We start from the raw sequence: 26,074 nt of genomic DNA, 5'->3' as shown, positions 1-26,074 counted from the left end.
TCCCCGGCTCCCGCCGGGCTCCTCGAGGAGCCCGGCGGAGCTCACGCCTCGAACGTCCCTCTCACACGCGCGCGGATCTCCCCGGCGCCCGATGGCGGACCGAGCACCGTCATCGACTCGGCTTCTCCCTCGAACAGGCCGCCGTCCTCCAGCTCGACGCCTTCGGCCTCGGCCTCGTAGGCAGGCACCATCGCGGCCTCGTCCCAGCGGCTCTTGAGCCGAGCCGCGAGCTTCATGAGCAGCTCCCGCGTCGTCTCCCTGTCCGTGGCGGACAGGAGCACCGCGTCTCGATGCCCGAGGAGCAGCCGCCGCCCCTCCTCCGGGGCGATCAGGTCCACCTTGTTGAACACCAGGATGCGGGGGATGCCGATGAGATCGAGCTCGGTCAGCAGCGCCTCGGTCGTCTCGATGTGCTGATCGCGCGCGGGATCGCTCGCGTCCACGACGTGGAGCAGGAGGTCGGCGTCGGCGGCTTCCTCGAACGTCGCCCGGAAGGCGGCGAACAGGTCCTTCGGGAGCTCCCGGATGAAGCCGACCGTGTCGGTGATCACCACCTCGCGCTCCTCGGGGAAGCGCAGCCGCCTCGAGCGGGTGTCGAGCGTCGCAAACAGCTTGTTCTCGGCGAATACATCGGCGCCGGTCAGCGTGTTCAGCAGCGTGCTCTTGCCGGCGTTCGTGTAGCCCACGATCGAGACCACCGGCACGCCGAGCCGGGCGCGCCGGCGGCGGCGCTGCTCGCGCTGCCGGGAGAGCCGCTTCAGCTGCGCCTCCAGGAAGCTGACGCGCTCCTTCGCGCGGCGGCGCCCGATCTCGAGCTTCGTCTCGCCGGGACCGCGCCCGCCGATGCCGCCGGTCAGGCGGGACAGGGAGTCGTCCTTCTGCCCGAGGCGCGGGAGCGTGTACTTCAGCTGGGCCAGCTCGACCTGGAGCTTGCCGTCCGACGACTCTGCGCGCTGGGCGAAGATGTCGAGGATGAGCTGCGTCCGGTCGAGCACCTTGAGATCCGTGTGCTTCGCGATCGCCGAGGCCTGCGAGGGGGTGAGATCCCGGTCGAAGACCAGCGTCTCCGCGTCGAGCTCCGAGGCGCGCAGCACGACCTCGTCGAGCTTCCCCTTGCCGAGCACGAGCCGCGGATCGATGCGGTCGCGCAGCTGAAGCACCCTGTCCGCGACGTCGACGCCGGCGGTGCCGGCGAGCTCGGTCAGCTCGCGCAGGCTCTCCTCGGCCCGCGCGAGCGCGCCCGTCTTGGCTTTCTCGGCGACGTGCACGAGGATCGCCCGGCCGTCCTTGGCCGCGATCGACCTCGTGCGCGAGCGCTTCGCGAACTCGTCCTCGAGCGCCTGGATGAGCGCGCCGAAATCGACGTCGACGCGGCCGATCGCGACGGGGCCCACGGTCCGGTACGGAAGCTCCGCCTTCCCGCGGCCGTCGCCGTCGGCGTCGTCCACGGTCACCGTGATCGCTTCCTTCCCGCGGACCGGCACGTTGTACGCGTACTGGATGGTCTTCGGCTCGCCCTGCGGGGTGAGCTGCACGGCCGCGACCAGGTCGAGCCGGAGGCGGACGAGGTCGACAAGGTCGTCCCGCGTGAGCGGCTCGTTGAAGAGGTGCGTATGGACGAGCCGGAGCGCCCTGAAGCGCCCCTGCGCGGCGCGGAGGCGCCCGATGTCGGGCAGCATCAGCCGGGTCGCGTCGCCGACGACGACGTAGTCGACCTCGCCCGAGCGGTGGACCAGGGCGCCGACCTGGCGCCCCGCCTCGTGCGACGCTTCGGCGAGCGCCTTGATGAGCTCGGGCGTGGCGAGGCTCGCGAGCGGCACCTTGCGGCGGTAGATGCGCTCTAGGGTCTTGGTGGCGAGAGGGCTGAGTCCGGTGGTGTTTCCGTAGATGGTGGGCATTCGATAGTCGAAGGGGATGTCGCTCCCGCTCAATTCATAACGCACGCGGAACCGGTCCGCGACCTGGGCCACCGCGGATCTTCACGCGGGGCGCGCATTTTCCTGTCGCTCGCCGCTGTCGGCCCCTCGGCCCCCTCCCGTTTCCCGCCTCGTCGCGTCTCTCGCTCGGCGTGCTCCTCCAGGTTCCTGTGGAGGCCGCGCGCGAGCCGTGGCAACCGTGCCCACGATGGCCATCCTGACCCCCCTCTCGCTCGCAGATGCCCGCCGCATCGGCGCGCTCTACGGCCTGGAGATCGCCGACGTGCGCGGCCTCCTCGCCGGGAGCGTGAACTCGAACTTCGCGCTGACGCTCGCCGACGGCCGCGGGCAAGCGTTCCTGCGGGTCTACGAGGAGCAGCAACTCCATGCGGCCTCGCGCGAGGCGCTCATGCTGGAGCACCTCGCGGCCGGCGGCGTCGCCACGCCGCAGCCGCTCCGGCGCCGGGATGCGACGTCCGGGTCGGAGGGCGCCGCGTTCATCGCAGAGCACGCCGGCAAGCCGGTCGCGCTGTTCCCGTGGGTCGCGGGCGAGTCGCTCTGCCAGGCGCGCGTCACGCCCGAAGCGACCCGTCGCGTCGGCGCGGCCCTGGCGCGCGTGCACCTCGTCGGCGCGTCGTTCGAGGGGGCGAACGCGAGCCGGTTCGACCTCGACAGCCTCGACCAGCGGCTCCAGGGCCTCCGTGCGCCCGGATCCGCCGCGAGCGCCGCGCCGGCCGCCGGCCCTCCCGCCTCGACCCTCCCGCCCGAGGTGGCCGCCGCCGTGGACGAGCTCACCGGCCGGCTCCAGCGGATGCGCGCCGCGGCGCCGCGGACGTCCGGACCCGAGACGCTGATCCACGGCGATCTCTTTCGCGACAACGTGCTCTGGCAGGACGGCGAGATCTCGGCGCTGCTCGATTTCGAGAGCGCCTCGCGCGGGAGCGCCGTCTTCGATCTCGCCGTCACGATGCTGGCGTGGTGCTTCGGCGACGACCTCGACCCGGAGCTCGCGGCCGCGCTCGCCGCCGGTTACACGTCGGTGCGGCCGCTTTCAACCGAGGAGCGTGGCCGGATCTTCCACGAGAGCCTGGTCGCCGCGCTGAGGTTCTCCATCACGCGGATCACCGACTTCGAGCTCCGCCCGAAGGGCAGCGGTGTCTACAAGGACTTCCGGCGCTTCCTCGCGCGGCAGCGGACGCTCGAGCGCCTCGGCTCGGAGGGGCTGCTCGCGCTGCTTCGCGTTGATCGCGTCTGATCGCGTCAGCTCACGTCTGCTCTCGCCTGATTTGCGCCAGCTCGCGTCCGACGCGGGGTGTGCGCGAAGGTCGCCCCGTGATTTTGCGTTAAGTTCACGACGCCGGGCGAGGGCGGCGTTGCGCGTCCGCGGCCTGGCCATTACCTTCGCCGGATGGCACAGGTCGGAACGCTCGATTTCAAGGGCTTCATCGAGAGACGGAAGGGCCAGCGCGCGGGCGGCGGGGACGGCGCTGGAAACGCGTATGCCTATGTGTCCGATAAGAACACGCGGCTCGCTTTCGAGAAGATGCGTCCGGTCGAGCTCGCCGTGACCGCCGCGGTCAGGCTGTTCAAGACGGTCGGCAAGAACGAGCTCCTCGGCCACGCCGTGAAGGTCGGCCCCACGCAGTTCCCGCGCGTCCACAACCTCGCGCTCCGCTGCGCCGACACGCTCGGGATCGCGATCCCGACGCTCTACATCGTCAACAGCCCCTACCTCAATGCCGCCACCTACGGCACGAACGACGACTCGTTCATCATGGTGCACTCGGCGCTCGTCGACCATTTCACCGACGACGAGCTGCTCAGCGTCATCGGCCACGAGTGCGGCCACATCCACAACAGCCACGTCGTCTACCTGACCGCGATGCACTACCTGACGCGGATGGCGTCGGTCTTCGTGAAGTGGATCGTCGGCCCGGCGATGATCGCGCTCTCCGGCTGGTCGCGCCGGGCCGAGGTCACCTGCGACCGCGCCGGGCTGCTCTGCGCGAAGAGCCTCGACGTCTCGACGCGCGCGCTCACCAAGCTCGCGCTCGGCTCGACCAAGCTCTACGAGGAGCTGAACCTCGAGGCGTTCATCGCCCAGCACGAGGAGGGCAAGGGCGGCATCGGCAGGTTCGCCGAGTTCACGGCCAACCACCCGTGGCTGCCGAAGCGCGTCCTGGCGCTCCGGGCCTTCGCCGAGAGCGAGCTCTACCAGCGCCACGCCGGGCTCGGCGCGGGCGGCCTCTCCATGGAGGAGGTCGACGAGAAGGTGCACGAAGTCATCAAGATCTGGGGCTGAGGGGCTCTCTCCTCCTGGCTCCCGACCCAAGGCCGAGGTCCAACGCACATGCTCGAATCCTTCCACAGCCGCAAAGACGACGTGACCGGGGCGCTCCGGGAGCTCGTGGAGTTCGCCGAGGCCCTCGGCGCCAAGAGCGTCGCGACGCGCATCGCGAACGATCTCGTGAAGAAGCTCGAGGCCGATCGGTTCCACCTCGTCGTGGTCGGCGAGTTCAACCACGGCAAGACGACCTTCGTGAACGCCCTGCTCGGCGCCTCGATCCTGCCCGTCGGCGTGACGCCCACGACGGCGGTGATCCACCACCTCGAGTACGCGGCCGAGCCGCGCGCCGAGGTGGTCTACGCGTCGGGCGAGCGCGTGGGCCTGCCCTTCGAGGACGTGCGGGCCTTCACCGTCGGCGGAGAGCGCTCGTCGAGCGCCGGCGAGGTCAAATTCCTCGAGGTAGGGTACCCGGCCGAGCTCCTGCGCGAGCGCGTGGTCCTCGTCGACACCCCCGGGGTGAACGATCTCTCGCTCCAGCGGGCGGACATCACCTACAGCTACATCCCGCGGTCGGACGCCGTGCTGTTCCTCATCGACGCCGGCCAGCCGCTCAAGGAGAGCGAGCGCGTCTTCCTCCAGGACAAGCTGCTCGGGCAGTCCCGCGACAAGATCCTCTTCGTCGTGACGAAGCGCGACATCTGGAGCCAGGACGAGGAGGTCGAGGCGCTCGCCTACATCCGGAGCGAGCTCGGGAAGCTCGTGAAGACGCCGGTGGTCTTCCCGATCTCGAGCGAGCGGGCGCTGGAGGCGGATCGGGCCGGCAGCGGGATGCCGGAGCTGCTCGATCACCTGACGCGGTTCCTCGCCGAGGAGCGCGGGCGCATCCTCCTCGACAACGCGCTCGGCGAGGGCCTCGAGTCCTCGCGCCTGCTCGGCAAGGGCGTCGACGCGCGGCGGCGGGCGGCCGCGATGTCGCGCGAAGAGCTCAGCCGTCGCATCGAGATGATCGAGAAGGATCTGGCCGGCCAGTCGCGCACCATCGAGGAGCGGCGCGCCGGCATCCGCGAGGAGGTGAGCGCCATCCGGGCGTGGGTGCGCCGCGATCTGGATCGCTTCGTCGACGACGTGCTCCGGCAGCTGCCGGCGATCATCGACGAGGCCCAGACCGACGAGATCAAGGTCTACCTCGGCGCGTTCCTGGAGCGCACCTTGGCCGAGTGGGCGCAGGCCGAGACGAAGGAGATCGCCACGGCGCTCGAGGCGCTCGCCGAGAAGACGATCGCGCTCGTCCGAGAGGACGCGCACGACGTGGCCAAGCGGGTCAGCGAGGCGCTCGGGGGCGACGTGAAGACGCCGAACGTCGAGGTCGACACGTTCGGCTACGACGTCGGCGTCTTCGCGCTCTTCACGATCGGCCTCGGCGTGATGTTCACGAACGCCCTGCTCGGCGGGATCCTGGCGCTCGCGGCGCCGGTCCTGGCCGTGTACGTAAAGGACAAGGTCGAGGCCGAGACCCGCAAGAAGGCGAAGGAGATGGCGCCGATCGCCCTGCGCGAGGCCGCCACCCGGATCGGGCCCAAGCTCGACGAGATGATCCAGGAGTTCGCGAGCCGGCTCGACGCGTGGGTGGTCACGGCAGGCCAGGAGCTGCACCGGGAGGTCATCGAGGTGCTCCAGGCGGCCCGCGAGGAGCGGGTCCGCTCCGAGCCGAGCAGCGAGAGCCAGCTCAAGGCGTGCGACGCCCAGGCCGAGGCGCTCCAGACCCTGACGGGGCGCCTGGAGGGGCTGCGGAGCGCGCTCTGGACCATCGAGAACGGCGAGAGCAAGCTGATCCCTCCCCCCGTGTCCAGCGTGCCCAACGCGCCCGGCGGCTCGGCCTGAGCGGGGCGCACGCCTCCTGACAAGGGAGGAGGCGCTGCCCGGCCCGGCATCCTCGGCCGGGCGCCGTGGCCATATCCAATCGTCCGCCGCTCATGCGAGAATGCGGCTGTGCAGCTCGACTTCGCAGCCCGTGAAGTGACGATCAAGCTCGTCTATTACGGCCCGGCGCTCAGCGGCAAGACGACGAACCTCGTCTCGCTGCACGGGCTCGCCGGGTCGGACGCCCGCGGACGGTTGATGACGCTCGAAACACAGGACGATCGCACGCTGTTCTTCGATCTCCTGCCGCTCACCTTCCGCGCGAAGGACGGCGACGTCTCGCTCCGCATCAAGCTGTTCACCGTGCCCGGTCAACCGATGCACGCCGCCACGCGGCGGCTCGTGCTCCAGGGCGCAGATGGGGTCGCGCTGATCGCCGACTCCCAGCTCACGGAGACGCAGCGCAACGCCGACGCGTTCTTCGACCTCCGCCAGAACCTGCGGGAGAACGGCCTCGATCTCGCGCGGATGCCGCTCGTCATCCAGTTCAACAAGCGCGACCTCCCCGACATCCGGAGCGACGAGGAGCTGGCGCGCCTCGCCGCGCGGGGCAAGGAGCCGGTGTACAGGGCCATCGCGACCCGCGGCATGGGCACGGTGGAGACGTTCATGGGCCTGCTCCACCTCACGTGGGAGACGCTCGATCAGACGCACCAGCTCTCGAAGCGGCTGTCGATCAGCGGCGAGGAGCTCCTCAACAGCGCGGTGCGCCAGCTCGGGGTGACGAGCTCGGTGAGCGAGCTCCTGGCGAGGCGCATGGGCGGCAGCCTCGAGAAGAGCTCCCGGATCGTTCCATGAGGCCCGACGCCCACAAGGGGACGCCGGCTGATTTCGGCCTCGACGACGAGGATCTCCTCCATGCGCCGAGCTCCGCGCCGGTACCGTCGGCCCGCGTCGCGGACGCGCCCAGCTCCTCGAAGCGCGACGGAGCGCCGAGCAGCGCGCCCGAGCCCTCGACGCTGCCGCCCCCTGCGGCTGCGCCGGTCGTCGATCTGGTCGGCATCGGCCCGCTCTCGCTCGAGGATCTCGTGGATCGCCAGGCCCTCGGCGAGATGGCGGCCTCGTTCCACAAGCTGTTCGGGCTGCCGATCGGGATCCAGTCGATCAACGGCGCGACGCTCGCGGAGTCCGGCGCGCTCGCGGAGTCCGGCGCGCTCGCGACGCTCGCGACGCCGGCCGGCCCGGCCGGAGACGAGCCGGAGACCGCGCGGACCGGCGCGGCGCGGGCGGATCGGGCGCAGCGGCGCGGCGCGGCGGCCGTCGGCGAGCACACGGATCCCCGCTTCGCCGGCGCGCTCTACCAGGTGTTCCCGATCGAGTACGACGGGCGCGCGATCGGCCGGTCGATCCTCGGCCCGTACCTGCCCGAGGGCGTCGATGAGCCTCCCGCTGCCGAGCTCACGGCGGCGGCGCAGACCCAGCTCGCGCGCGCCGCGGAGGGGCTGCCGCGGCTCCGGCCGGAGCGGCTCGGCGAGATCGCGGATCACCTCCGCGCCGTCCTCGATCTCATCCTGTTCAGCGGGCACAAATCGCTCCTCACGTCGACGATGCACGTCGCGTCGATCCGCGAGAGCTTCCGTGAGCTCTCGCAGAAGAACGCCGAGCTGGAGCAGGCCTACGAGCGGCTGAAGGAGCTCGACCGGCTCAAGTCGAACTTCCTCGCCACGGTGTCGCACGAGCTCCGGACCCCGCTCACGTCGATCATGGGTTACAGCGAGATGCTCGCCGAGGGCATCGGCGGGCCCCTGACCGGTGAGCAGCGCGAGTTCATCGATACGATCCGGTCGAAGAGCGAGCAGCTGCTCGGGCTCATCATGAGCCTCCTGGATCTCTCGAAGCTGGAGAGCGGTACGCTGATCGTGCACCGCACCGAGGTGGCGGTCGGCCCGGTGCTCATCGAGGCGGCGTCGACGATGACGCCGGCCGCCTCGAAGAAGGGCGTCGAGCTCCGGATCCGCGCCGAGAGCGATCTCCCGCCGGTGCTCGGGGACAGCGATCGGCTGCGGCAGGTGTTCATCAACCTCGTCGAGAACGCGGTGAAATTCACCGAGGCCGGGGGCGAGGTGCAGCTCGTCGCCCGCGCCGTGAGCGAGGACACGGACGACCTCCCCGGGCTGGTGCTCGTCGCGCCGCTCCAGCAGGCGGTCGAGATCCGCGTCGTGGACACGGGCATCGGCATTCCTCCTGGCGAGCGGTTGAAGGTGTTCGACCCGTTCTACCAGATCGATCAGAGCTCGACCCGGGAGCACGGCGGCACGGGCCTCGGCCTCTCGATCGTCAAGCGCCTGGTCGAGGCGCACAGCGGCACGGTCCGCATCGAGCCGAACGAGCCGCGCGGCACCGTGTTCGTGGTCAAGCTGCCCACGGTCGCGGGCTCGCCGGCGAAGAACAGCGTCGTGCCGCCCATCTTTCAATGAGCGGGTTTCCATGAGCGGGCGCTCCGAGTGGAAGCGCATCGAGCTGCTGCGCGCCGTGCTCGGCGGTGCGGCCGGCGAGCACGTGCTCTGCGGCATCGGCGACGACGCCGCGATCCTCGCGCCCGCGGCACCGCAGGGCGGGGCGCTCCCGGGCGCCGCGGCGCCGCTCGTCTGGACGGTCGACAGCGCCGTCGAGGGCGTGCATTTCCGGCGCGATCTCCTGAGCTTCGAGGAACTCGGCTACCGGGCGACGATGGCGGCGGCGAGCGATCTCGCCGCGATGGGGGCGCGCCCGGTCGGCCTGCTCGCCGCGCTGGTGCTGCCTCCGGACGTGAGCGACGACGAGCTCGGCGCCCTCGCCGCGGGCCAGCGCGCCGCGTGCGACGAGATCGGCACGGCGGTCATCGGCGGGAACCTCTCCCGGGGCGGCGAGATCTCGATCACCACGACGGCGCTCGGCGTCGCGGCCGCGCCGCTCCGGCGCGACGGCGCGCGCCCCGGCGACACGCTCGCGCTGGCGGGGCCGGTCGGCCTGGCCGCAGCGGGGTTTGCGCTGCTCGACCGGGGCATCGCGCCGTCCGGCGCGGCGGCCGCGCTGGCGATCCGGGCATTTCGCCGGCCGGCGGCGCGCATCGACGCGGGCCGCCGCGCGGCCGCGAGCGCCCGCGCGGCGATCGACATCTCCGACGGTCTCGCCGCGGATCTGGCGCACCTCGCGCGCGCGAGCGGCGTGCGCGTGCTGCTCGATCCCGGGGCGCTCGTCGGCTCGGATCTCCGCGAGGCCGCCGCGCTGCTCGGCGCTGATGCGCTGGAGCTCGCGCTGTACGGGGGCGAGGACTACGCGATCGCGGTCGCAGGGCCCGACGTCGGCGCGCTCCCCGGCTTCGTGACGATCGGCCGCTGCGCGCCGCGCGAGGAGGGCACGAGCGACGTGGCGCTGGTCGGACCGGACGGGCAGCTCACGAGCCTCGCGGCGCGGGGGTACGATCACTTCGCCTGACGCCGCTCTGGCGCAGCGGGGCCTTCCAGTCCCGGCCTTCCCGTTCACGAGGCACTAGCGGCACTGGCCGCCAACAGGCGCGAGTTCGTGGGAGGGGCCCCCCCGCCGGCCCCTCCCTCATCCCCACAACCCCCGCCCGTCGCCCCTCAGCTGCAACCCATGCTGTTGCCGCAGTTGAGGCACTTGTAGCAGGCCCCGTTGCGCACGGTGATGTGCCCGCAGCCGTCGCAGACCGGCGCGTCGCCCATCATGTCCTCGAGCTGCGCGTCGAGCGCGCTCGACGCCCGTCCCCCGCCCTCGAGCAGCGCCGACGCCGGGGAGGTCTGCGAGAACGACGCCACGCCGCTCTCCTGCGCCCGCGACTCGACCGGGTCCTCCATGGCCGAGGTGACCGGCTGCACGTGGGCCAGATCGTAGCGGTTCAGGTACTCGACCCCGAGCACGCGGAAGAGGTAGTCCACGATCGAGGTCGAGAACTTCACGTAGTCGTGCCCCTCGACCACGCCCTGCGGCTCGAAGCGAGTGAAGGTGTACTGCTCGACGAAGGTCTCGATCGGCACGCCGTACTGGAGCCCGATCGACACCGCCATCGCGAAGCAGTTCATCATCGAGCGGAACGCGGCCCCCTCCTTGTGCAGGTCGATGAAGATCTCGCCGAGCGTCCCGTCGTCGTACTCGCCGGTGCGGAGGTAGATCTTGTGCCCGCCGACGCGCGCCTCCTGCGTGAAGCCCTTGCGCTTCCTCGGCAGGCGGAACCGCTCGGGCGCCGCCGCCGAGGGCGAGCGCGGGCGCGCCTGGCTGGCCAGCGCGGTCGCCGCCTGGAGCACGGGGCCGGCGATCTCGGCCTTGTCCGCCTTGCCCTTGGTCTCCGTCGACTTGCTGTCGCTCGTGGACGAGAGCGGCTGGGACGCCTTGCAGCCGTCGCGGTAGAGCGCGACCGCCTTGAGCCCGAGGCGCCACCCCTCCTCGTAGATCCGCTGCACGTCCTCGACCGTCGCGTCGTTCGGCAGGTTCACGGTCTTCGAGATGGCGCCCGACAGGAACGGCTGCGCCGCGGCCATCATCCGGACGTGCGACATCGGCGCGAGGTAGCGCCGGCCCTTCTTGCCGCAGCGGTTGGCGCAGTCGAACACCGCGTAGTGCTCCTCGCGCAGGTGCGGCGCCCCCTCCACCGTCATGCGGCCGATGATCGTCTCGTTCGCCTCCTCGATCTCCGCGGGCGAGAAGCCGAGGTGCTGGAGCAGCGAGAAGCTGAAGCGCGCCCGCGACTCCTTGGAGACGCCGAGCCGGTCGTAGGTCTCCTCGCCGAGGATCCAGGGGCCGAAGGCGAGCTCCAGATCGAAGACGCCGGGGATGGCGGCCTCGATCTTCGCGAGGTCGTCGTTGTTGAGCCCCTTGGCCTTGAGCGACGCCCGGTTCACGTGCGGCGCCGCCAGGAGGGTGTTCGTGCCGGAGACGAAGGCGACGATCTCCTGCACCTCGGCCTCGGGGTAGCCGAGCCGCCGGAGCGCCTCGGGGACGGACTGGTTCACGATCTTGAAGTAGCCGCCGCCGGCGAGCTTCTTGAACTTCACGAGCGCGAAGTCGGGCTCGATGCCCGTCGTGTCGCAGTCCATCAGCAGGCCGATGGTGCCGGTCGGGGCGAGCACCGTCGCCTGGGCGTTGCGGTAGCCGTGCTCCTGCCCGATCCGGACCGCCTCATCCCAGTCGGCGCACGCCGCCCGCCAGAGCGACTCCGGGCAGCGGTCGCGGTCGAGCGCGTAGGCTGCGTCGCGGTGCATGCCCATCACCCGGAGCATCGGCTCGCGGTTCCTCGCGAACCCGGCGAACGGCCCCTTTGCGGCGGCCACCTCGGCCGAGACCCGGTAAGCGTGGCCGCACAGGATCGCGGTGAGCGCGCCCGCCACCGAGCGGCCCTGGTCGGAGTCGTACGGGATGCCCTGCAGCATGAGCAGGGTGCCCAGGTTGGCGTAGCCGAGCCCGAGCGGGCGGTAGTCGTGCGAGTTCTTCGCGATGCCCCGGGTCGGGTACGCCGAGAAGTCGACAAGGATCTCCTGCGCGACGAAGAACACCCGCACCGCGTGGCGGTAGCCCTCGATGTCGAACGAGCCGTCCTCGCCGAGGAACTTGGTGAGGTTCAGGCTCGCCAGGTTGCAGGCCGAGTCGTCGAGGAACATGTACTCGGAGCACGGGTTCGAGGCGTTGATGCGCGCCGTGTTCGGGCAGGTGTGCCAGCGGTTGATGGTCGTGTCGTACTGCACGCCCGGATCGGCGCAGCCCCACGCCGCCTCGGCGATCTGGCGCCAGAGATCCTTCGCGCTCAGCGTGTCGACGACCTCGCCGGTCGTCCGGGAGCGCGTCTCCCACGACGCGGCCGTCGCCGCCGCGCGCATGAACTCGTCGCTCACGCGCACGGAGTTGTTCGAGTTCTGCCCGCTCACGGTGTGGTACGCCTCGCCGTTGAAGTCGGAGGGGTACCCCGAGGCGATGAGCGCCATCGCCTTCTTCTCCTCGCGGACCTTCCACTGGATGAAGTCGACGATCTCCGGGTGGTCCATGTCGAGGCAGACCATCTTGGCGGCGCGCCGCGTCGTGCCGCCGCTCTTTGTCGCGCCGGCGGCGCGGTCGAACACCTCGAGGAAGCTCATGAGCCCCGAGCTCGTCCCGCCGCCCGAGAGCTTCTCCTGCTTCCCGCGGATCGCGCTGAAGTTCGTCCCCGTCCCCGACCCGTACTTGAACAGGCGGGCCTCGCTCTTCACGAGGTCGTAGATGCTCATCAGGTCGTCCTGGATCGCCTGGATGAAGCACGCCGAGCACTGCGGCCGCTCGTAGGCGTTCCGGGTCTCGATGATCTCGTCGACCGCTCCCGCCGTGCTCGTTCGGCTCGTGGATGCGCCCGACTTCGCCACGGCGCCCCCGTTCCCCGCGTCGGCCGAGGCCTCGTTCCAGGCGTAGTTGCCGCCCGAGCCCTCGATGCCATAGCGGTGGAAGAGCCCGCAGTTGAACCACACGGGCGAGTTGAACGCGCCGTACTGGTGGACGAGCAGGTACGAGAGCTCTGCCTCGAAGGAGTCCGCGTCCTTCGTGGAGGCGAAGTAGCCGCCGAAGCGCTCGCCCGCCTCGCGGATGGTGCGCGCGAGCCGGTGGACGACCTGGCGGACGCTCGTCTCGCCGAGCTCCTTCTTGCCCTGGATCCCAGCCTTGCGGAAGTACTTGGAGACGACGATATCGGTCGCGAGCTGCGACCAGCCGGCGGGGATCTCGGCCCCTTCCATCTTGAAGACGACCGAGCCGTCCGGGTTGGTGATGATGCTCGAGCGGCGCTCCCAGGTGACCTCGTCGAGCGGGTCCGCGCCGCGGTGCGTGAACCGCCGGTCGAACCCGAGCCCGCGCGGCCGCGAGGCCCCCTTCTTCGCGGCCTTCTTCGCGGCCGCGCCGTCGGTCTGCGCCTTGGCAGCCCCCCCGGTCACCGGACGGGCCCCTGCATCTTCCTTCATCCGCGCCGTCATCTTGCCGTTCCCGACGGGAAGCTTACCGCCGTCACCCACAACTGCCGACTGGGCCATTTCCAAGTCCTCCTGTGAGCCACCGCACCGGGCGGTCACTCGGGTCCTACCAAAAGCACAAATAGTTCCCGGGAGAACGCCGAGGCCTCATCGCCTCGGATCTCCACAGGTCCCGTCGCTTCTCCCCTGCTACCTGCTCAAACGTTCCGTGTTCCGGCCAGTGAGCATAGGTCCAGGTGCGATGCCTGAAAGGCGTGCGCCGACATTCGGGAGCGCCTGACCGCGAGCTAGTCAAACCCGCGAAGGGCCCGTGCGTCAAGGAGAACCGCTACATCTTGGGATCTCCGGCCGAACAGGGCCCACATATGGGGTCTGCCCGTTCGTCGCGGGATTCGTAGCGATCCCTGAGCAGTTCTGAACAGGTGCTACCCACCGGGCGCACAGATTGCGCACAGCTTCTCCCCGACGAAATCCTCCCCATCCAGGAATGGGTTCCACACCGTCCTGTCCCCCGAATGGTGCCGAGCGAGGTGTGGGTGCGTGCGGGGCCTCAGCGCGCGCCCCCCACACACCTTCACCCCGCCCGGCCGCCGCGTCCTAGCCGAGCTCCGTCGCCTCCGCGCAATACGCGAGCACCCTCTCCCCTTCGCAGTGGATCGCGAGCGCCACCTCCTCCGCGACCCCGCGCAGCCCGACGAGCTCGAGCAGCGTCGGCACCGGCGCCGGCAGCAGCGGCGGAGGCGGGATGTACCGCGACGCGCGCACGATCACCGGCTCGATGGCGGCCGCCTTCGGCCCGATCATCTGACGCAGCTCGTGGAGCGCCCGCTCGAACCCGCCGAGCATGTCGACGAGCCCGCGCGCCTGCGCCTCGGCGCCGCTGTAGACGCGCCCCTGCGCGAGCGGCTCGATCTCCTCGACCGGACGCCTCCGGCCGCGCGCGACCACGCGGAGGAACGTCGCGTAGATCGCGTCGAGCTCGCGCTCCACCACCGCCCGCTCCCCCGCGTCGAGCCTGCGCGACGGGGAGAACAGGTCGGCCCGCGCGCCGCGCTTCACGACGTCGGTCGAGACGCCGAGGCGCTCGAGCAGCGGACCGAGCGCGAAGCGCGCCGAGACCACGCCGATGCTCCCCGTGATCGTCTGCGGCTGCGCGATGATCGCGTGCGCGGCCGCCGCCACGTAGTAGCCGCCGCTCGCCGCCACGTTCGACATGCACGCCACGACCGGCTTCACCTCGGCGAGCCGCGTGACCTCGTGGTGGATCCGGTCGGACGCGAGCGCGGAGCCGCCCGGCGAGTCGATGTGGAGGATGACCCCCCGGATGCGCGGGTTCTGCCGCGCCGCGCGCAGGCTCGCGACGAGCCGCTCCTCGCTGGCCAGCGAGGCCCCCCGGAAGCGGGCGCGGCTGACGATCGCGCCGTGCACCTCGACGACGCCGAGGATGGGGCGCGGCAGCATCGGCCGCAGCGACAGCCCGCGCCGCGCGCTCAGGTAACGGCCCGCCGCCACGAGGCGGACCCGCGCGTCCCGACCCGCCGCAAGAGCTCCCGCGCCCGCCGAGCCTCCGGCGGAGGCCTCGGCGCGGCGCGGCGCGGTCGTGCCCGGGAGCAGCCCCGACGCGAGCATGTGCTCGAGCTCGTCCTCGTACGCGACCGCGTCGATGATGCCGTGCGCCACGGCCTGCTCCGCGCCGTAGGGGGCCTCGTCGATCCACCGCGCGGCCGTCTCGCGGTCGACGCGGCGCCCCTGGGCGAGCGCCGCGATCAGGTCGCCGAGGCGCGCGTCGAGCAGGGCGCCGACCTGCTCGCGCTGCTCCGTGCTCATCGTGTCGCGCACGAGCACCTCGCCGGCGTTCTTGTACATGCCCTTCGCGAACACCTCGGGCTCGACGCCGACCTGCTCCAGCGCGCGGCGCACGTAGCGGCCCTCCACCGCGAACCCGAGCGGCGACACAAGCGTCTCGGGCCCCACGACGACGGCGCGCGCGGCCGAGGCGAGCAGGAGCATCGCTGTGTCGGCGCCCCTCGGCAGGTACGCCACGACGTCCTTGCCCCCTGCCCGGATCTCGAGGAGCGCGTCCCGCAGCGAGGCGAGCACCGCAGGCCCCGCATGGACCGACCGCATCCGGAGCAGCAGCCCCGCCGGGCGCGGGTCCTTCCTCAGGTGCTTGCCGAGCTCCCGGACGCGCTCCACCGAGAGCGGAGCCCTCTTCCCGGGACGCCACCAGAGGCCGAGACGGACCCGGGGAGGCTGCAGATCGACCACGCGGCCGTCGATTTCGAGGACGACATACCCGCCCCGCGGTGCAGCAAACGCCCAGCGAAGCGCGCTGACCGGGAGCAGCAGCAGGCGGAGGAGATTGACGAACAGGGCAGCGATCACCGGTGGCTCCTCGGAACGTTCAGGGGAAAAGGGGGCTCGGCGTCCGCCCTCGGGCGGCGGTCAGGCGGCGAAGAAGACAAGGTGCGCAGGAACCGGTCCGAGCGGGGCGACGCCGCGCCGCCAGGCTTCGCGTCGGCGCTGGAAAGAGAGAGCGTGACGCAAGGGGCCACCCTGTGGCTACACTGTCGCTCCAAGTTTCGAAGGGGACGGCGAGCCGATCTCGGCTAGGTCTTGGAGAAGCCGTCCTCTCTCTTACAGACCAGCTCAGCAAGCCGCGGGCCGTGGGCCCCCGGCGCCCTGGGTGGCAGACCCCCTCACCGAACGTGCATCCCGAGCAGAGCGCCCCCGCCCCGAGCCAGCTCCTCCCGCCAGCCCCGTCCACCCTGCGGCTCGTGCCTCTCGGAGGGCTCGGCGAGGTCGGGATGAACTGCCTCGCGCTCGAGCAGGCCGATGGCGTGCTGCTCATCGACTGCGGGGTGACGTTCCCGAGCTCGGACCTCGGCGTCGACGTGTACCACCCGCGCTTCGACCACGTGCTCGCGCTGCGCGACCGGGTGCGCGGCGTCGTGCTGACGCACGGCCACGAGGACCACATCGGCGGGCTGCCCTTCCTCCTGCGGCACCTCGACGTCCCCGTCTGGGGCCCGCCGCACGCGCTGGAGCTCGTGCGCTACCGGCTCGCGGAGCACGCGCTCGAGGACAAGGTGCGGCTGCTGCCGACGCAGGTCGGGCGCGAGGTCGCCATCGGCGGCTTCGTCGTGGAGCCGCTCCGCGTGACGCACTCGATCGTCGACGCCACGGCGCTCGCGATCCACACGACCGCGGGGCTCGTCGTCCACACCGGGGACTTCAAGCTCGATCCGACGCCGCTCGACAACGAGCCGACCGATGAGGCCCGCTTCCGCGCGCTCGGCGACGCCGGGATCCGGCTGCTCCTGTCCGACAGCACCAACGTGGACTCGCCCGGCGAGGCGGGGAGCGAGCGCGACGTCGCCCACGCGCTCGCGGAGCTCGTCGAGACCGCGCCGGCGCGCGTCGTGGTCGGCGTCTTCGCCTCCAACGTCCAGCGCCTGCTCGCCCTCGGCCAGGCCGCGGTCCGCGCGCGCCGCAAGATCTGCCTCCTCGGCCGCAGCGTGCAGACGCACGTGCGGGCCGCGCAGGCGGTGGGGCGGCTCCCGTGGCCGAGCGACCTGCTCGTCCCGCCCGAGGTCGCCTCCTCCATGCCGCGCGAGCGGCTCCTCGTGGTCGCGAGCGGCACCCAGGCCGAGCGGTCCTCCGCGCTGATGCGGTTTGCGTCGGGGACGCACCCGCTGCTGCGCCTCGAAGAGGGGGACAGGGTCGTGCTCTCGAGCCGCGTCATCCCTGGCAACGACCGTCCGGTCGTCGACATGATGGCCGGTCTGCTCCGCCTCGGCGTCGAGCTCGTGACGTGGTCGACGGACCGGCGCGTGCACGCGAGCGGTCACGCGCATCGGACAGAGCAGGCGCGCATGATCGACCTCACCCAGCCGCGCAGCTTCCTCCCCGTGCACGGCGCGCTGCACCACCTGACCCGGCACGCGGCGCTCGCGCGGGAGCGCGGCGTGGCCGAGGTGCTCGTCGCTGAGAACGGCCACGTCGTCGAGATCGGCAAGACACAGCCGCTCGGCCGGAGCGGCCGGGCCGTCACCGGCCGCGTGGCGACGGCGGGAGGCCAGGAGCTCGGCGAGGAGGTCCTCCGGGAGCGCGCGAACCTCGGTCGCGCCGGGGTGGCCTTCGTGTCGCTGGTCGTCGACGTGCACGGCGCCCTCGCGGCGCCGCCGCAGGTCCTCGCCCGCGGGGTCATCGGGGAGCTCGAGGGCAGCGCGCTGCGGGCCGCGGCGCGCGCGGTCGCGCAGGCGGTGAACGACTGCGAGCCGCGCGCGCGGCGCCGGGACAACGACATCATCGAGGTCGCCCGGCTCGCGGCGCGCCGGACGATCGAGGCGAAGCTCGGGAGGCGACCGCTGGTGACGGTGGCGCTCACGCGGCTGTGACGCCGCTCGAGGGGGGCGCCCCGAAGGCGGACGGCGGCGGGAAAGGCGGCGGCCGGGCGAAGCTCTCCGCGCGGGATTTCCTGGGGCCGGTGCTGCTCTCCCACATCGAGAACGTCCGCGCCGATGCGCGGCGCGTCGTCGCCACGAGCGCGCAGGGCGAGGACGCCGAGCCGGACGCGGAGGCGGTGCACGATTTCCGGGTCTCGCTGCGCCGGCTCCGGACGCTGCTCAAGCCGGCGCGCCGCATCTACGGCAGAAAGCGGATCCGCCCCGCCGCCGATGGGCTCCGGGAGTTCGCGCGGGCGACCGGGACGCTGCGCGACGAGGAGGTGCTGCGCGAGACGCTCACCGCGCTCGATCTGGGCGAGGCGGCGCGGGCGGCCGTCGCCGCCTGGGTCGCGCAGCGCTCGCCCCGCGAGCACGAGGCGAGGGCCCACATCGTCGAGCTGCTCCGGCGCGACCACCCGGGCGACGAGGGCGCGCCGCGGGCCGAGGCGCCGGCGGGCGGCACCGGTGAGACGCGGGCCTACGCGCCGGTGGGCGCCACGCGGGCCGACGCGCCCACGAAGGGCGGGAGGCTGCGGCTGGAGCGGCACCTCGCGCGCCTCGAGCGGCGCATCTCGCGCAAGAAGGCGAAGAAGCGCGGCGCCGAGGCGCTCGCGCGGCTGGCGATCGGCGATGCCCTGGAGGACGTGCGCGCGCTCGCCGCGAGCCATCCGAGCGACGGCGCGGCCATGCACGCGCTCCGGATCCGCTTCAAGCGGCTGCGCTACTCCGCGGAGACGTTCTCGCCGCTCCTCGGAGAGCGCGCCGAGCGCATCGCCAAATCCGCGTCACGGCTGCAGCGCCGCCTCGGCCAGCTGCACGACGTCGATGAGGCGCTCGCACAGATGAGGAAGGCGGAGGAGCTGTCGTCCGACGAGCGCGCGGCCATCGTCGAGGCGCTCGACGCGGAGCGGGCGCGGCTCGCTCGCAAGGCGACGCAGGAGCTCGCGCAGGAGCTCGAGACGCTCACCTCGCTCTGGTCGGACGAGCCTCCGGCGCTCCCGCCTGGGTGACGCGGCGCGCGGGCGCGGTGCAGCAAGGAGCGCCGCAGCACGAAGGCTTCGGACGGCATGGCGCCTCGCCGACCGAGGAGCTCGCCATGACGGCAGGCGGTTCGTGATACCGTCGCCATCGCTGCATTCACCGAGGCGAAGCTCGCCATCCCGGAGGTCGTGTTGCGCCGCTCTGCCCTCCAAAGCGTCACCGCGCTCGTCGCTCTCCTCGCGGCGAGCGCCTGCACCCTGGACTTCGATCAGTTCGAGCCCGAGCTCTTTCCGGAGACGTCCGGGAGCGGCTCCGGCGGGGCCGGCGGTGAGGGAGGCGGCCAGGTGACGACCACGAGCACCGCGAGCAGCGGCGGAAGCGGGGCCGAGCACTGCCTGAACGGCGACGACGACGACGGTGACGGCGCGGTCGACTGCGCCGACGACGACTGCGGCGGGTTCGCGTGCGTCGCCGTGCCCGAGGACTGGCGAGGGCCCGGCATCCTGTACCAGGGCCCCGCGGCCGCGGACGTCGCCTGCCCCGAGGGCCTCCCCACGCGGGTGGACGTGGGCGGCCGTGATGTCCTCGACACGCCCGCGACCTGCAGCCCGTGCGCGTGCGGCGCGCCGACCGTGGCGTGCGAGACACCGGCGGTCACGGTGTACGGGAGCGACGAGTGTAACGGGGTGAGTTTGACGCTGCCGGTACGATCCGAGAACTGCATCAACCTCGGCGATGACTTCCAGCCCGGCAGCTACAGCGCCGAAACGCCCGACGTGGACTCGGCGACCTGCCCCGCGTCGGGCGGCGAGGCGACCTTGCCGCCGCCGCGCTTCGGGACCGAGGGGGTCGTGTGCGCCCCCGGTCCGGACATCGGCGGCTGCGCGGCCGCCGAGGCCTGCGCCCCGCGCGAGATCGACGCGCCGTTCGAGCAGGGCGTCTGCATCTGGCGCGAGGGGGAGCGGCGCTGCCCTGATGAGTTCGGCGAGCGACACGTGTTCGCGAGCTCCGTGATCGACGACCGCGACTGCACGCGATGCACGTGCGACGCGAGCGGCGTGGCCTGCGCAGCGACGCTGACGCTCTTCAGGAGGTCCGGCTGCCGGACGCCCGTCGAGACCGTGTCGTTCAACGGGGCCTGCGTCGACGATCCGCCCCCCGCCGCCTCGGTGTCGCTCGAGGTGAGCGGAAGCGGCAGCTGCCGGCCGCGCGGCGGCGCCCCCACAGGCGAGGTCGAGGAAGGCGAGGACAAAATCACCGTCTGCTGCGCCGGCTGATCGATCGAAGCGCGGCGCGCCTCCCGGTGTGCCCCGGAGAGCGCAGGAGGGCGGACGGTTCGGAAGAAAGTTGAACGTTCTTCCTGACTTACGCCTTCCTTCCGACCTCCCGCAACCCTTCTCCATCCGCCGTCCGCCGGCGGCACTGGCCGCGCCGCGCGACGCTGGACGGCATCGCGCGGCGCTCGACGCGGCTACTGCCGGAAGATCTCGACGCGCTCGATCACGACGTCCTGATTCGGCCGATCGCGCGTGGTCGCCACGTTGGCGATGTTATGGACGACGTCCAACCCGCTCACGACCTTGCCGAACACCGTGTGCCGGTTGTCGAGGTGCGGCGTCGACCCCTCGGTGATGAACCACTGCGCGCCGTTCGTGTTCTTGCCGGAGTTCGCCATGGAGAGCACGCCGGGGCCGTCGTGCCGCAGCTCGGGGGTGAACTCGTCGGCGAACTTGTAGCCCGGGCCGCCCGTGCCCCAGAGCGCCGCCTTGTCCGGGTAGCGCGAGAGCGGATCGCCGCACTGGATCATGAACCCCGAGATGACGCGGTGAAAACGGACGCCGTCGTAACAGGGCGTCCCCTGCATCCCCTGGCCGGTCTTCGGATCGATCCAGTTGATGGCGCCCGTGGCGAGGCCGACGAAGTTCTTGACGGTCTCGGGGGCGCGCTGCTCCTCGAGCCGGAGGGTGATGTCACCGAGCGAGGTCTTGAGTCGAGCGTGAAGCTGGCCGGTGCCGGGCACATTGATCGGGGGGAAATCCATCGGGCCTTCTCCTGTTCCTTGCCGCCGAGGCGGCGCCGTCAGCCGAGGGAGGAGAGCCGCGAGACCCCCTCCTGCGTTCTGCTGCGGCGGTCTTATCTCATCTGGCGGCGCGAACGAGCGGCGAAATCACCTCAGGCGCGCTCGAAGAGCGTCGCGATGCCCTGGCCCACGCCGATGCACAGCGAGGCGACCCCGACCTTGGCGCCGCGCGCGCGCATCGCATGCACGAGGGTGCACGCGATGCGCGCCCCCGAGCAGCCGATCGGGTGTCCGAGCGCGATCGCTCCGCCGCGGACGTTGACGCGCGCCGGATCGAGCTCCAGCGCACGCGAGCACGCGAGCGCCTGCGCCGCGAACGCCTCGTTGAGCTCGAAGAGGTCCACGTTGGGCACGCGCAGCCCGGTCCGCTGGAGGAGCTTCTTCACGGCGGGGATCGGCCCCTCGCCCATGAGGTTGGGATCCACCCCCACGGTCGCGGTCGCGACGACGCGCGCGAGCGGCGTCACCCCGGCGGACTGCACGGCGTCGCTCGAGGCGAGCAGGAGCGCGGCGGCGCCATCGTTGAGGGGCGACGCGTTGCCCGCCGTGACGGTGCCGCCCTCGCGGAACGCCGGCCTGAGCTTCGAGAGCGCCTCGAGCGAAGCATCGGCGCGCACGGCCTCGTCGCGCTCGAACAGGACGGGCGCGCCCTTCTTCTGGGGGACGGGGACAGGGACCACCTCGGCGGCGAACCCGCCCGACTCCCACGCGAGCGTGGCGCGCTCGTGGGACAGCAGCGCGAACCGATCCTGATCCTCGCGGCTGACGCCGTGCTTCTTGGCCACGTTCTCGGCCGTCTCCCCCATCGACAGGAGCTCGAACCGCGCGGCCATCCTCGGGTTCGGGTAGCGCCAGCCGAGGGTCGTATCGTGGACCGTCGGCGCGCTCCGGTCGAAGCGCTCGGCCTGCTTGGGCATCGTGAACGGCGCGCGCGTCATGCTCTCGACGCCGCCCGCGATCACGCAATCGGCCTCGCCGGTGGCGATCATGCGCGCGGCGTCGGCCACGGCTTCGAGCCCCGAGCCGCAGAGGCGGTTCACCGTGACGCCCGGGACCTCGTAGGGGAGGCCGGCGAGCAGGGCGGCCATGCGCGCGACGTTGCGGTTGTCCTCTCCGGCCTGGTTCGTCGCGCCGAGGACGACCTGGTCGAGCCGCGGCGCGAGCGAAGGCTGGCGGCGCACGAGCGCCTCGAGGACGAGGGCGGCAAGATCGTCCGGGCGGACCGTCGCCAGGGCGCCGGCGTAGCGGGCGATCGGAGTCCGGACGGCGTCGACGATGAAGACGGGGCGCAGGGCAGCAGCCATGAAGAGAGCGTAGCTTCGCCCCGGCGGGGCGCCGCCTGGAGATCGCGCGCGCCGAGCCTTCGTTCCTCGCCGGGGCGACGGCCATGTCACGCCTGCCCGCCGGGTCACGCCCGGTGGAGCACAGCTCCGCGGGCCGACGTCGCGGCGACCGAGCGGCCCGTTCCGTTCAGCACAGGACGAGCTGGCGCGGCGCAGCGGCTCAGTAGCTGTCGCTGGATCCGCCGCCGCCGGAGCGACCGCCACCGCCACCGCCGAACCCGGACCCTCCGCCGCCGCCTCCGCCGCCTCTGCCGCCTCGGAAGAGGAGCGCTTGCAGGGCGAACCACAGGAACCAGCGGAAGGCGGGTGAGATGAGCGCGAGCAGCAGCGCCGCCACGATGGCGACCAGGGTGACGCCGATCTTGATCGGCGAGACCGGGGTGGGCGCCGGCTGGGTTCCGGGCGCCGGGCGCCGCTCCTGCTCGGGCGTCCCGGCGATGAGCGTCCGGGCGATCTCGGTCGTCCCCCGATCGATGGCGTCGCGGAACCGATCCTGCCGGAGCAGCGGGTTGATGGTCTGCCGGATGATGTCGTTCGACTGGAGATCCGTGAGCGCCCCGCCCACGCCCTTCCCCGTCTCGATGCGGACGCGCCGCTCGGACGGGGCGATCACCAGGAGGACGCCGTTGTCGGCCCCACGCTGGCCGAGCTGCCACGTGTTGAAGGCCTCGTAAGCGACGTCCTCGATCGTCTCGCCCTCGAGCGATCCCGCCACGAAGGCGACGATCTCGAACCCGGTCTGGCGACGGATGCGGTCGAGCTTCTTGTCGAGGTAAAGGAGATCGGACGGGCCGAGCCGCCCCGAGGTGTCGACGACGTGCCCCGTGAGCTGCGGCGGCGTGAAGTCGGCGAGGGCAGGCCGGGCGACGAGCGCGCAGACAAGCGCGACCGCGGCGGCGACCGCCCTGGCCACGGCCCGCAGCCGAGCTCCGCTCGAGACAACCTGGCGCATCGCCGCCTCCCTCGTCATCAGAACGAAACCTTGGGCGCCGACTGGACCTCGGGAGAGGCGGTGAAATAAACGCGCGGCTTGAACGGCTGGCCCGTCGCCTTGTTCACCACCTGGCCCCGGATCTTCAGGAGCTCCGCGTTGTACTCGCGCGCTGCCTGGTTGTACTCCTCGCGCGCTCGGAGGATCCGGTTCTCGACGCCCTCCAGCTGGACCTGGAGGCTGTGGAAGCTCTGGTTGGCCTTGAGGTCCGGGTATTGCTCCTGCACCACGAGGAGCCGCGAGAGCGAGCCGCTGAGCTGCTCCTGCGCCTTCTGGAAGGCCTGCACCTTCTCGGGATCCGTCAGGTCCTCGGCCTTGAGCTGGATGCCGGTGGCGCGGGCGCGCGCCTCGGCGACGCTCGAGAGCGTCTGCTCCTCATGCTTGGCCGACCCCTTCACCACCGCCACGAGGTTCGGGACGAGGTCGTAACGCCGCTGGAGGTTCGCCTCGAGATCCGACCACTTCTGGGCCGCGATCTGATCCTTCTCGACGAGCAGGTCGTAGCGCTGGCAGCCCACCACCGACGTCATGAGGGCGAGCACCGCCAGGAAGAGGGAAACCACCGCGAGGCGCTTCCGAAATGTCGCTTTGTGAACAATCCGCATGAGTGGCTCCAGGGTCGCTTGCATTACCCGCCGGGGACGGCGTCGATCCACGTCATGCAAGACCCCGGCCCCGTGCCGCTCACGGGGGCGCCGCGCCGCGGGGACTCCGGCGACGTGATACCCTTCGCCCTCGTGATCGTGCCCGCAGCCCGGCGCTCTCGCCGCAGGAGGGCCACACGCGTGGCACACCGCCACAGCCGCCCGTTCCGATGAGCCACCGCCCGCGCATCGCAGCCCATTCGCTCAGCCCTGCAGCCTATGCGCCGTACGGCGACATCCTCATGGCCTCGCCGCACGGCCAGCCCGGCAGGCCGGCCAACCAGGCGACCGCCCGTCGCTTCGATCACCTCGCCGCGATCGAGAACCTCCGCCCCGCGCAGGCCGCGCTGAACGTCTCGGTGTTCCGCTGCGCCCCGCGCGCGAGCTTTCCGCTCCCGATCGCGCTGCTCGAGAAGCACCCCGGCTCGACGCAGGCGTTCGTGCCGATGAACGCGCGGCGCTACCTGGTCGTGGTCGCCCTGGGCGGCGACCGGCCCGACCTCACGACGCTCGCAGCCTTCATCGCCCACGGCGCCCAGGGCATCACCTATCGCCCCGGCGTGTGGCACCACCCCATGATCGCGCTCGACGCCGAGGTCGACTTCGTCTGCCTGGTCTGGGAAGACGGCTCCCCCGGCGACTGCGCCGTTGTCGAGTACGGAGAGGGCGAGCGGGTCGCGATCACGATCGATCCCTGAACGCCGGACCGCTCCGCCGTCGCCGGTGGTCCGGCAAAGCGCGGCGCCGGCGCCGCAGGCAGGGACCGCGGCGGCGGGAGGCGGTCCTCAAGGCCGCGCTGCGCCGCAGCCTCCGGGCGCGCGCCGCGCTATAGAGGCGCCCCGAACCGTCCATGCGCCGCTCGACCCCCAATTGCTCGTTCGTCGCGCAGGAGCAGCGAAGGCTGCTCGCCGCGCTCGATGCCCTCGACGCCGCCGCCATCGCCCGCATTCTCGAGGAGTTCGTCACGGACGAGCGCAGGGCCCGGCTGCGCGGGGTGATCGCGTCGCGCCTCGACGCGGTCACCGTGACCATGGACGCGCCGCACGACCCGCACAACGGGGCCGCCGTGCTCCGCTCGTGCGACGCGTTCGGCTTGCAGCGGCTGCACATCATCGAGCGGGCCGAGCCGTTCCTCGTCTCGAACACCGTCTCGCGCGGCTCCGAGCGCTGGGTCGACGTGCGCACGCACGCGACCACCGAGGCCGCGATCGCCGCGCTCCGCGCCTCGGGGCACGAGCTCGTCGCGACGCACCCGGACGGCGAGCTGACCCCGCGCGATCTCGCGGGCATCCCCCGCCTCGCGCTGGTGCTCGGCAACGAGCGCGACGGGATCCGCCCCGATCTGGCCGCCGCGTGCGCCCGCGCCGTGCGCGTCCCGATGCGGGGCTTCGCGGAGAGCCTCAACGTGAGCGTCACCGCGGCGATCCTGCTCGAGCACGCGACGCACGGCCGGCCGGGCGATCTGCCCGAGCCGACCCAGATCAGGCTCTACGCCCGCGCGCTGGTGCTCACCGTCGCCCACGCGGCGGAGATCCTCGCCGCGCGGGGCATGCACCTGCCCGTGCCGCTCGGAGGAGCGCCGCCCCCTCCCCCGAAGCCGCGCGGCCCCAAGGCGCGGACGCCGCCCGCGGGGCCCGCGCGCGAAGAGCGCGGCGCCGGCGCCCCGAAGGAGCCGGAAGGCGGGTAGCATGCAGCACCCCATGCGAAGCCCCGGTCCTCCGCGGCGCGAGCGCCACGCCCGCGGCGCCGTCCCGCGCCCGCCAGCCCCCCGCGGCCTCCTCGCGCGCCTCGCCGTCGCGCGCGCGGCGCTCGGCGGCGCGCTGCGCGCGGCGCTCGTCGCCCCGCTCGTCGCCCTGCCCCTCGCCGGCTGCATCGAGGTGCCGCCGCCCCCGCCCAGGCCGCCCCTCGAGCCGAAGGACCTCCGGGTCCCCGAGGGCGTCGGGCTCGAGATGGCCTGCACGCCGACGGGGGTCGAGCTCTGCTTCGACGCCCGCGACAACAACTGCAACGGCGTGATCGACGAGGGGTGCGGGCTCCACACCGGGATCCTCCAGTTCACGATCGCCTGGGAAGAGGCCGACGCCGACGTCGATCTCAACGTCTACGACCCGTCGGGAGAGCTCGCCCGCGTCGGGGAGCCGACGGCGAGCGGCCTGATGAAGGATCGCGACTGCCCGCGCGTGAGCGGTGAGTGCCAGGAGCAGAACGTGGAAAACGTCTTCCTCACCGAGGGCGAGCCGGCCCGGGGCCGCTACCGCGTCGTCGTGCGGCTCGACAAGCTGAACGACGCGACGGCGCCCATCCGCGTCCGCCTGAGCGCGCGGGTCGGCCAGCGCTCGTACAGCATGGCGCTCGACCTGTCTCCCTCCCCCGCGAGCGAGGAGAAGAGCGTCGAGTTCACGCTCTGAGCCGCTGACGGGGCGCGCGAGGCGCACCGCCGCGCCTCCCGGCCAAAGCGCGACGCGACCCGCGATGCGATCGCGCACCGGCGTATCCGCCCTTGCAGGAAAGGCATCCAGCGACAACGCTCCGCGCTCTTCA

Annotated in this window: 19 protein-coding genes; 12 read left to right on the top strand and 7 right to left on the bottom strand. The window is 72.1% G+C overall.

Annotated elements, in window-relative coordinates; genetic code table 11:
* Positions 1-41: 41 nt before the first annotated feature.
* Positions 42-1,898, bottom strand: coding sequence for a GTPase HflX (gene hflX, locus WMF17_RS02720; protein ID WP_437604202.1), 1,857 nt, complete (start codon positions 1,896-1,898; stop codon positions 42-44).
* A 208-nt stretch (positions 1,899-2,106) separates the two neighbouring features.
* Here hflX and WMF17_RS02715 point away from each other — a divergent pair, with 208 nt between their 5' ends.
* From WMF17_RS02715 to thiL, 6 genes are all read left to right on the top strand, one after another.
* Positions 2,107-3,171: a homoserine kinase gene (locus tag WMF17_RS02715; protein ID WP_437647946.1), complete on the top strand. Its 1,065-nt coding sequence runs from the start codon at positions 2,107-2,109 to the stop codon at positions 3,169-3,171.
* 153 nt (positions 3,172-3,324) lie between these two features.
* Positions 3,325-4,218, top strand: coding sequence for a M48 family metallopeptidase (locus WMF17_RS02710; protein ID WP_437486032.1), 894 nt, complete (start codon positions 3,325-3,327; stop codon positions 4,216-4,218).
* 48 nt (positions 4,219-4,266) lie between these two features.
* Positions 4,267-6,084 (top strand): dynamin family protein, encoded by a 1,818-nt coding sequence (locus WMF17_RS02705; RefSeq protein ID WP_437647945.1) that lies wholly within the window; start codon positions 4,267-4,269, stop codon positions 6,082-6,084.
* Positions 6,085-6,192: 108 nt separating this feature from the next.
* Entirely contained in the window at positions 6,193-6,921 is a 729-nt protein-coding gene (locus WMF17_RS02700; RefSeq protein WP_437486028.1) for a GTP-binding protein, read from the top strand.
* Entirely contained in the window at positions 6,918-8,540 is a 1,623-nt protein-coding gene (locus WMF17_RS02695) for an ATP-binding protein (protein WP_437600408.1), read from the top strand. Before WMF17_RS02700 ends, WMF17_RS02695 begins: the two co-directional genes overlap by 4 nt.
* A gap of 10 nt (positions 8,541-8,550) precedes the next feature.
* A complete protein-coding gene (gene thiL / locus WMF17_RS02690; protein WP_437647943.1) occupies positions 8,551-9,540 on the top strand; it encodes a thiamine-phosphate kinase in 990 nt (329 codons plus the stop codon).
* Between the two features lie 146 nt (positions 9,541-9,686).
* Here thiL and WMF17_RS02685 read toward each other — a convergent pair whose 3' ends face one another.
* On the bottom strand, positions 9,687-13,106 hold the full coding sequence (locus tag WMF17_RS02685; protein ID WP_437647941.1) for a vitamin B12-dependent ribonucleotide reductase: 3,420 nt from the start codon (positions 13,104-13,106) through the stop codon (positions 9,687-9,689).
* 537 nt (positions 13,107-13,643) lie between these two features.
* Positions 13,644-15,431: a signal peptide peptidase SppA gene (gene sppA / locus WMF17_RS02680; protein WP_437600404.1), complete on the bottom strand. Its 1,788-nt coding sequence runs from the start codon at positions 15,429-15,431 to the stop codon at positions 13,644-13,646.
* Between the two features lie 323 nt (positions 15,432-15,754).
* Between sppA and WMF17_RS02675 the strand changes: the two genes are divergently transcribed.
* The 3 genes from WMF17_RS02675 (at position 15,755) to WMF17_RS02665 (ending at position 19,752) form a co-directional block, all read left to right on the top strand.
* Positions 15,755-17,446 carry a ribonuclease J gene (locus WMF17_RS02675; protein ID WP_437647940.1) on the top strand — a complete coding sequence of 564 codons (1,692 nt, stop codon included), beginning with the start codon at positions 15,755-15,757 and terminating at the stop codon, positions 17,444-17,446.
* Positions 17,443-18,504, top strand: a complete 1,062-nt coding sequence (locus WMF17_RS02670) for a CHAD domain-containing protein (RefSeq protein ID WP_437647938.1) — start codon at positions 17,443-17,445, stop codon at positions 18,502-18,504. The genes WMF17_RS02675 and WMF17_RS02670 overlap by 4 nt, the downstream gene beginning before the upstream one ends.
* A 162-nt stretch (positions 18,505-18,666) precedes the next feature.
* Positions 18,667-19,752 (top strand): hypothetical protein, encoded by a 1,086-nt coding sequence (locus WMF17_RS02665; protein WP_437647936.1) that lies wholly within the window; start codon positions 18,667-18,669, stop codon positions 19,750-19,752.
* Positions 19,753-19,946: 194 nt separating this feature from the next.
* Here WMF17_RS02665 and WMF17_RS02660 read toward each other — a convergent pair whose 3' ends face one another.
* From WMF17_RS02660 to WMF17_RS02645, 4 genes are all read right to left on the bottom strand, one after another.
* Positions 19,947-20,516: a peptidylprolyl isomerase gene (locus WMF17_RS02660; RefSeq protein WP_437600398.1), complete on the bottom strand. Its 570-nt coding sequence runs from the start codon at positions 20,514-20,516 to the stop codon at positions 19,947-19,949.
* 131 nt (positions 20,517-20,647) lie between these two features.
* Positions 20,648-21,859, bottom strand: a complete 1,212-nt coding sequence (locus WMF17_RS02655; RefSeq protein WP_437600397.1) for a thiolase family protein — start codon at positions 21,857-21,859, stop codon at positions 20,648-20,650.
* Between the two features lie 199 nt (positions 21,860-22,058).
* Positions 22,059-22,850, bottom strand: a complete 792-nt coding sequence (locus WMF17_RS02650) for a TPM domain-containing protein (protein WP_437647934.1) — start codon at positions 22,848-22,850, stop codon at positions 22,059-22,061.
* A gap of 17 nt (positions 22,851-22,867) precedes the next feature.
* Positions 22,868-23,452, bottom strand: a complete 585-nt coding sequence (locus WMF17_RS02645; RefSeq protein WP_437600395.1) for a LemA family protein — start codon at positions 23,450-23,452, stop codon at positions 22,868-22,870.
* Between the two features lie 251 nt (positions 23,453-23,703).
* Here WMF17_RS02645 and WMF17_RS02640 point away from each other — a divergent pair, with 251 nt between their 5' ends.
* The 3 genes from WMF17_RS02640 (at position 23,704) to WMF17_RS02630 (ending at position 25,941) form a co-directional block, all read left to right on the top strand.
* Complete coding sequence (locus WMF17_RS02640) at positions 23,704-24,231, top strand: ureidoglycolate lyase (protein ID WP_437647932.1); 528 nt, start codon at positions 23,704-23,706, stop codon at positions 24,229-24,231.
* 152 nt (positions 24,232-24,383) lie between these two features.
* Positions 24,384-25,220 (top strand): TrmH family RNA methyltransferase, encoded by an 837-nt coding sequence (locus WMF17_RS02635; protein ID WP_437600393.1) that lies wholly within the window; start codon positions 24,384-24,386, stop codon positions 25,218-25,220.
* A 13-nt stretch (positions 25,221-25,233) separates the two neighbouring features.
* Positions 25,234-25,941, top strand: coding sequence for a hypothetical protein (locus WMF17_RS02630; RefSeq protein ID WP_437600391.1), 708 nt, complete (start codon positions 25,234-25,236; stop codon positions 25,939-25,941).
* Positions 25,942-26,074 lie beyond the last annotated feature (133 nt).

It is taken from the genome of Sorangium sp. So ce362 (genome assembly GCF_051519845.1).
Taxonomy (GTDB): Bacteria; Myxococcota_A; Polyangia; order Polyangiales; family Polyangiaceae; genus Sorangium.
The sequence above is the reverse complement of the archived record's forward strand: the minus strand, read 5'-3'. Positions and strand labels throughout refer to the sequence as shown.

What these genes read in the sequence shown, in the direction of transcription:
- WMF17_RS02630 (WP_437600391.1), top strand. Translation starts at nt 25,234, where the DNA reads ATGCGAAGCCCCGGTCCTCCGCGGCGCGAGCGCCACGCCCGCGGCGCC.
- WMF17_RS02685 (WP_437647941.1), bottom strand. Translation starts at nt 13,106, where the DNA reads ATGGCCCAGTCGGCAGTTGTGGGTGACGGCGGTAAGCTTCCCGTCGGG.
- WMF17_RS02655 (WP_437600397.1), bottom strand. Translation starts at nt 21,859, where the DNA reads ATGGCTGCTGCCCTGCGCCCCGTCTTCATCGTCGACGCCGTCCGGACT.
- hflX (WP_437604202.1), bottom strand. Translation starts at nt 1,898, where the DNA reads ATGCCCACCATCTACGGAAACACCACCGGACTCAGCCCTCTCGCCACC.
- WMF17_RS02635 (WP_437600393.1), top strand. Translation starts at nt 24,384, where the DNA reads ATGCGCCGCTCGACCCCCAATTGCTCGTTCGTCGCGCAGGAGCAGCGA.
- WMF17_RS02705 (WP_437647945.1), top strand. Translation starts at nt 4,267, where the DNA reads ATGCTCGAATCCTTCCACAGCCGCAAAGACGACGTGACCGGGGCGCTC.
- WMF17_RS02650 (WP_437647934.1), bottom strand. Translation starts at nt 22,850, where the DNA reads ATGCGCCAGGTTGTCTCGAGCGGAGCTCGGCTGCGGGCCGTGGCCAGG.
- thiL (WP_437647943.1), top strand. Translation starts at nt 8,551, where the DNA reads ATGAGCGGGCGCTCCGAGTGGAAGCGCATCGAGCTGCTGCGCGCCGTG.
- WMF17_RS02695 (WP_437600408.1), top strand. Translation starts at nt 6,918, where the DNA reads ATGAGGCCCGACGCCCACAAGGGGACGCCGGCTGATTTCGGCCTCGAC.
- WMF17_RS02640 (WP_437647932.1), top strand. Translation starts at nt 23,704, where the DNA reads ATGAGCCACCGCCCGCGCATCGCAGCCCATTCGCTCAGCCCTGCAGCC.
- WMF17_RS02710 (WP_437486032.1), top strand. Translation starts at nt 3,325, where the DNA reads ATGGCACAGGTCGGAACGCTCGATTTCAAGGGCTTCATCGAGAGACGG.
- WMF17_RS02660 (WP_437600398.1), bottom strand. Translation starts at nt 20,516, where the DNA reads ATGGATTTCCCCCCGATCAATGTGCCCGGCACCGGCCAGCTTCACGCT.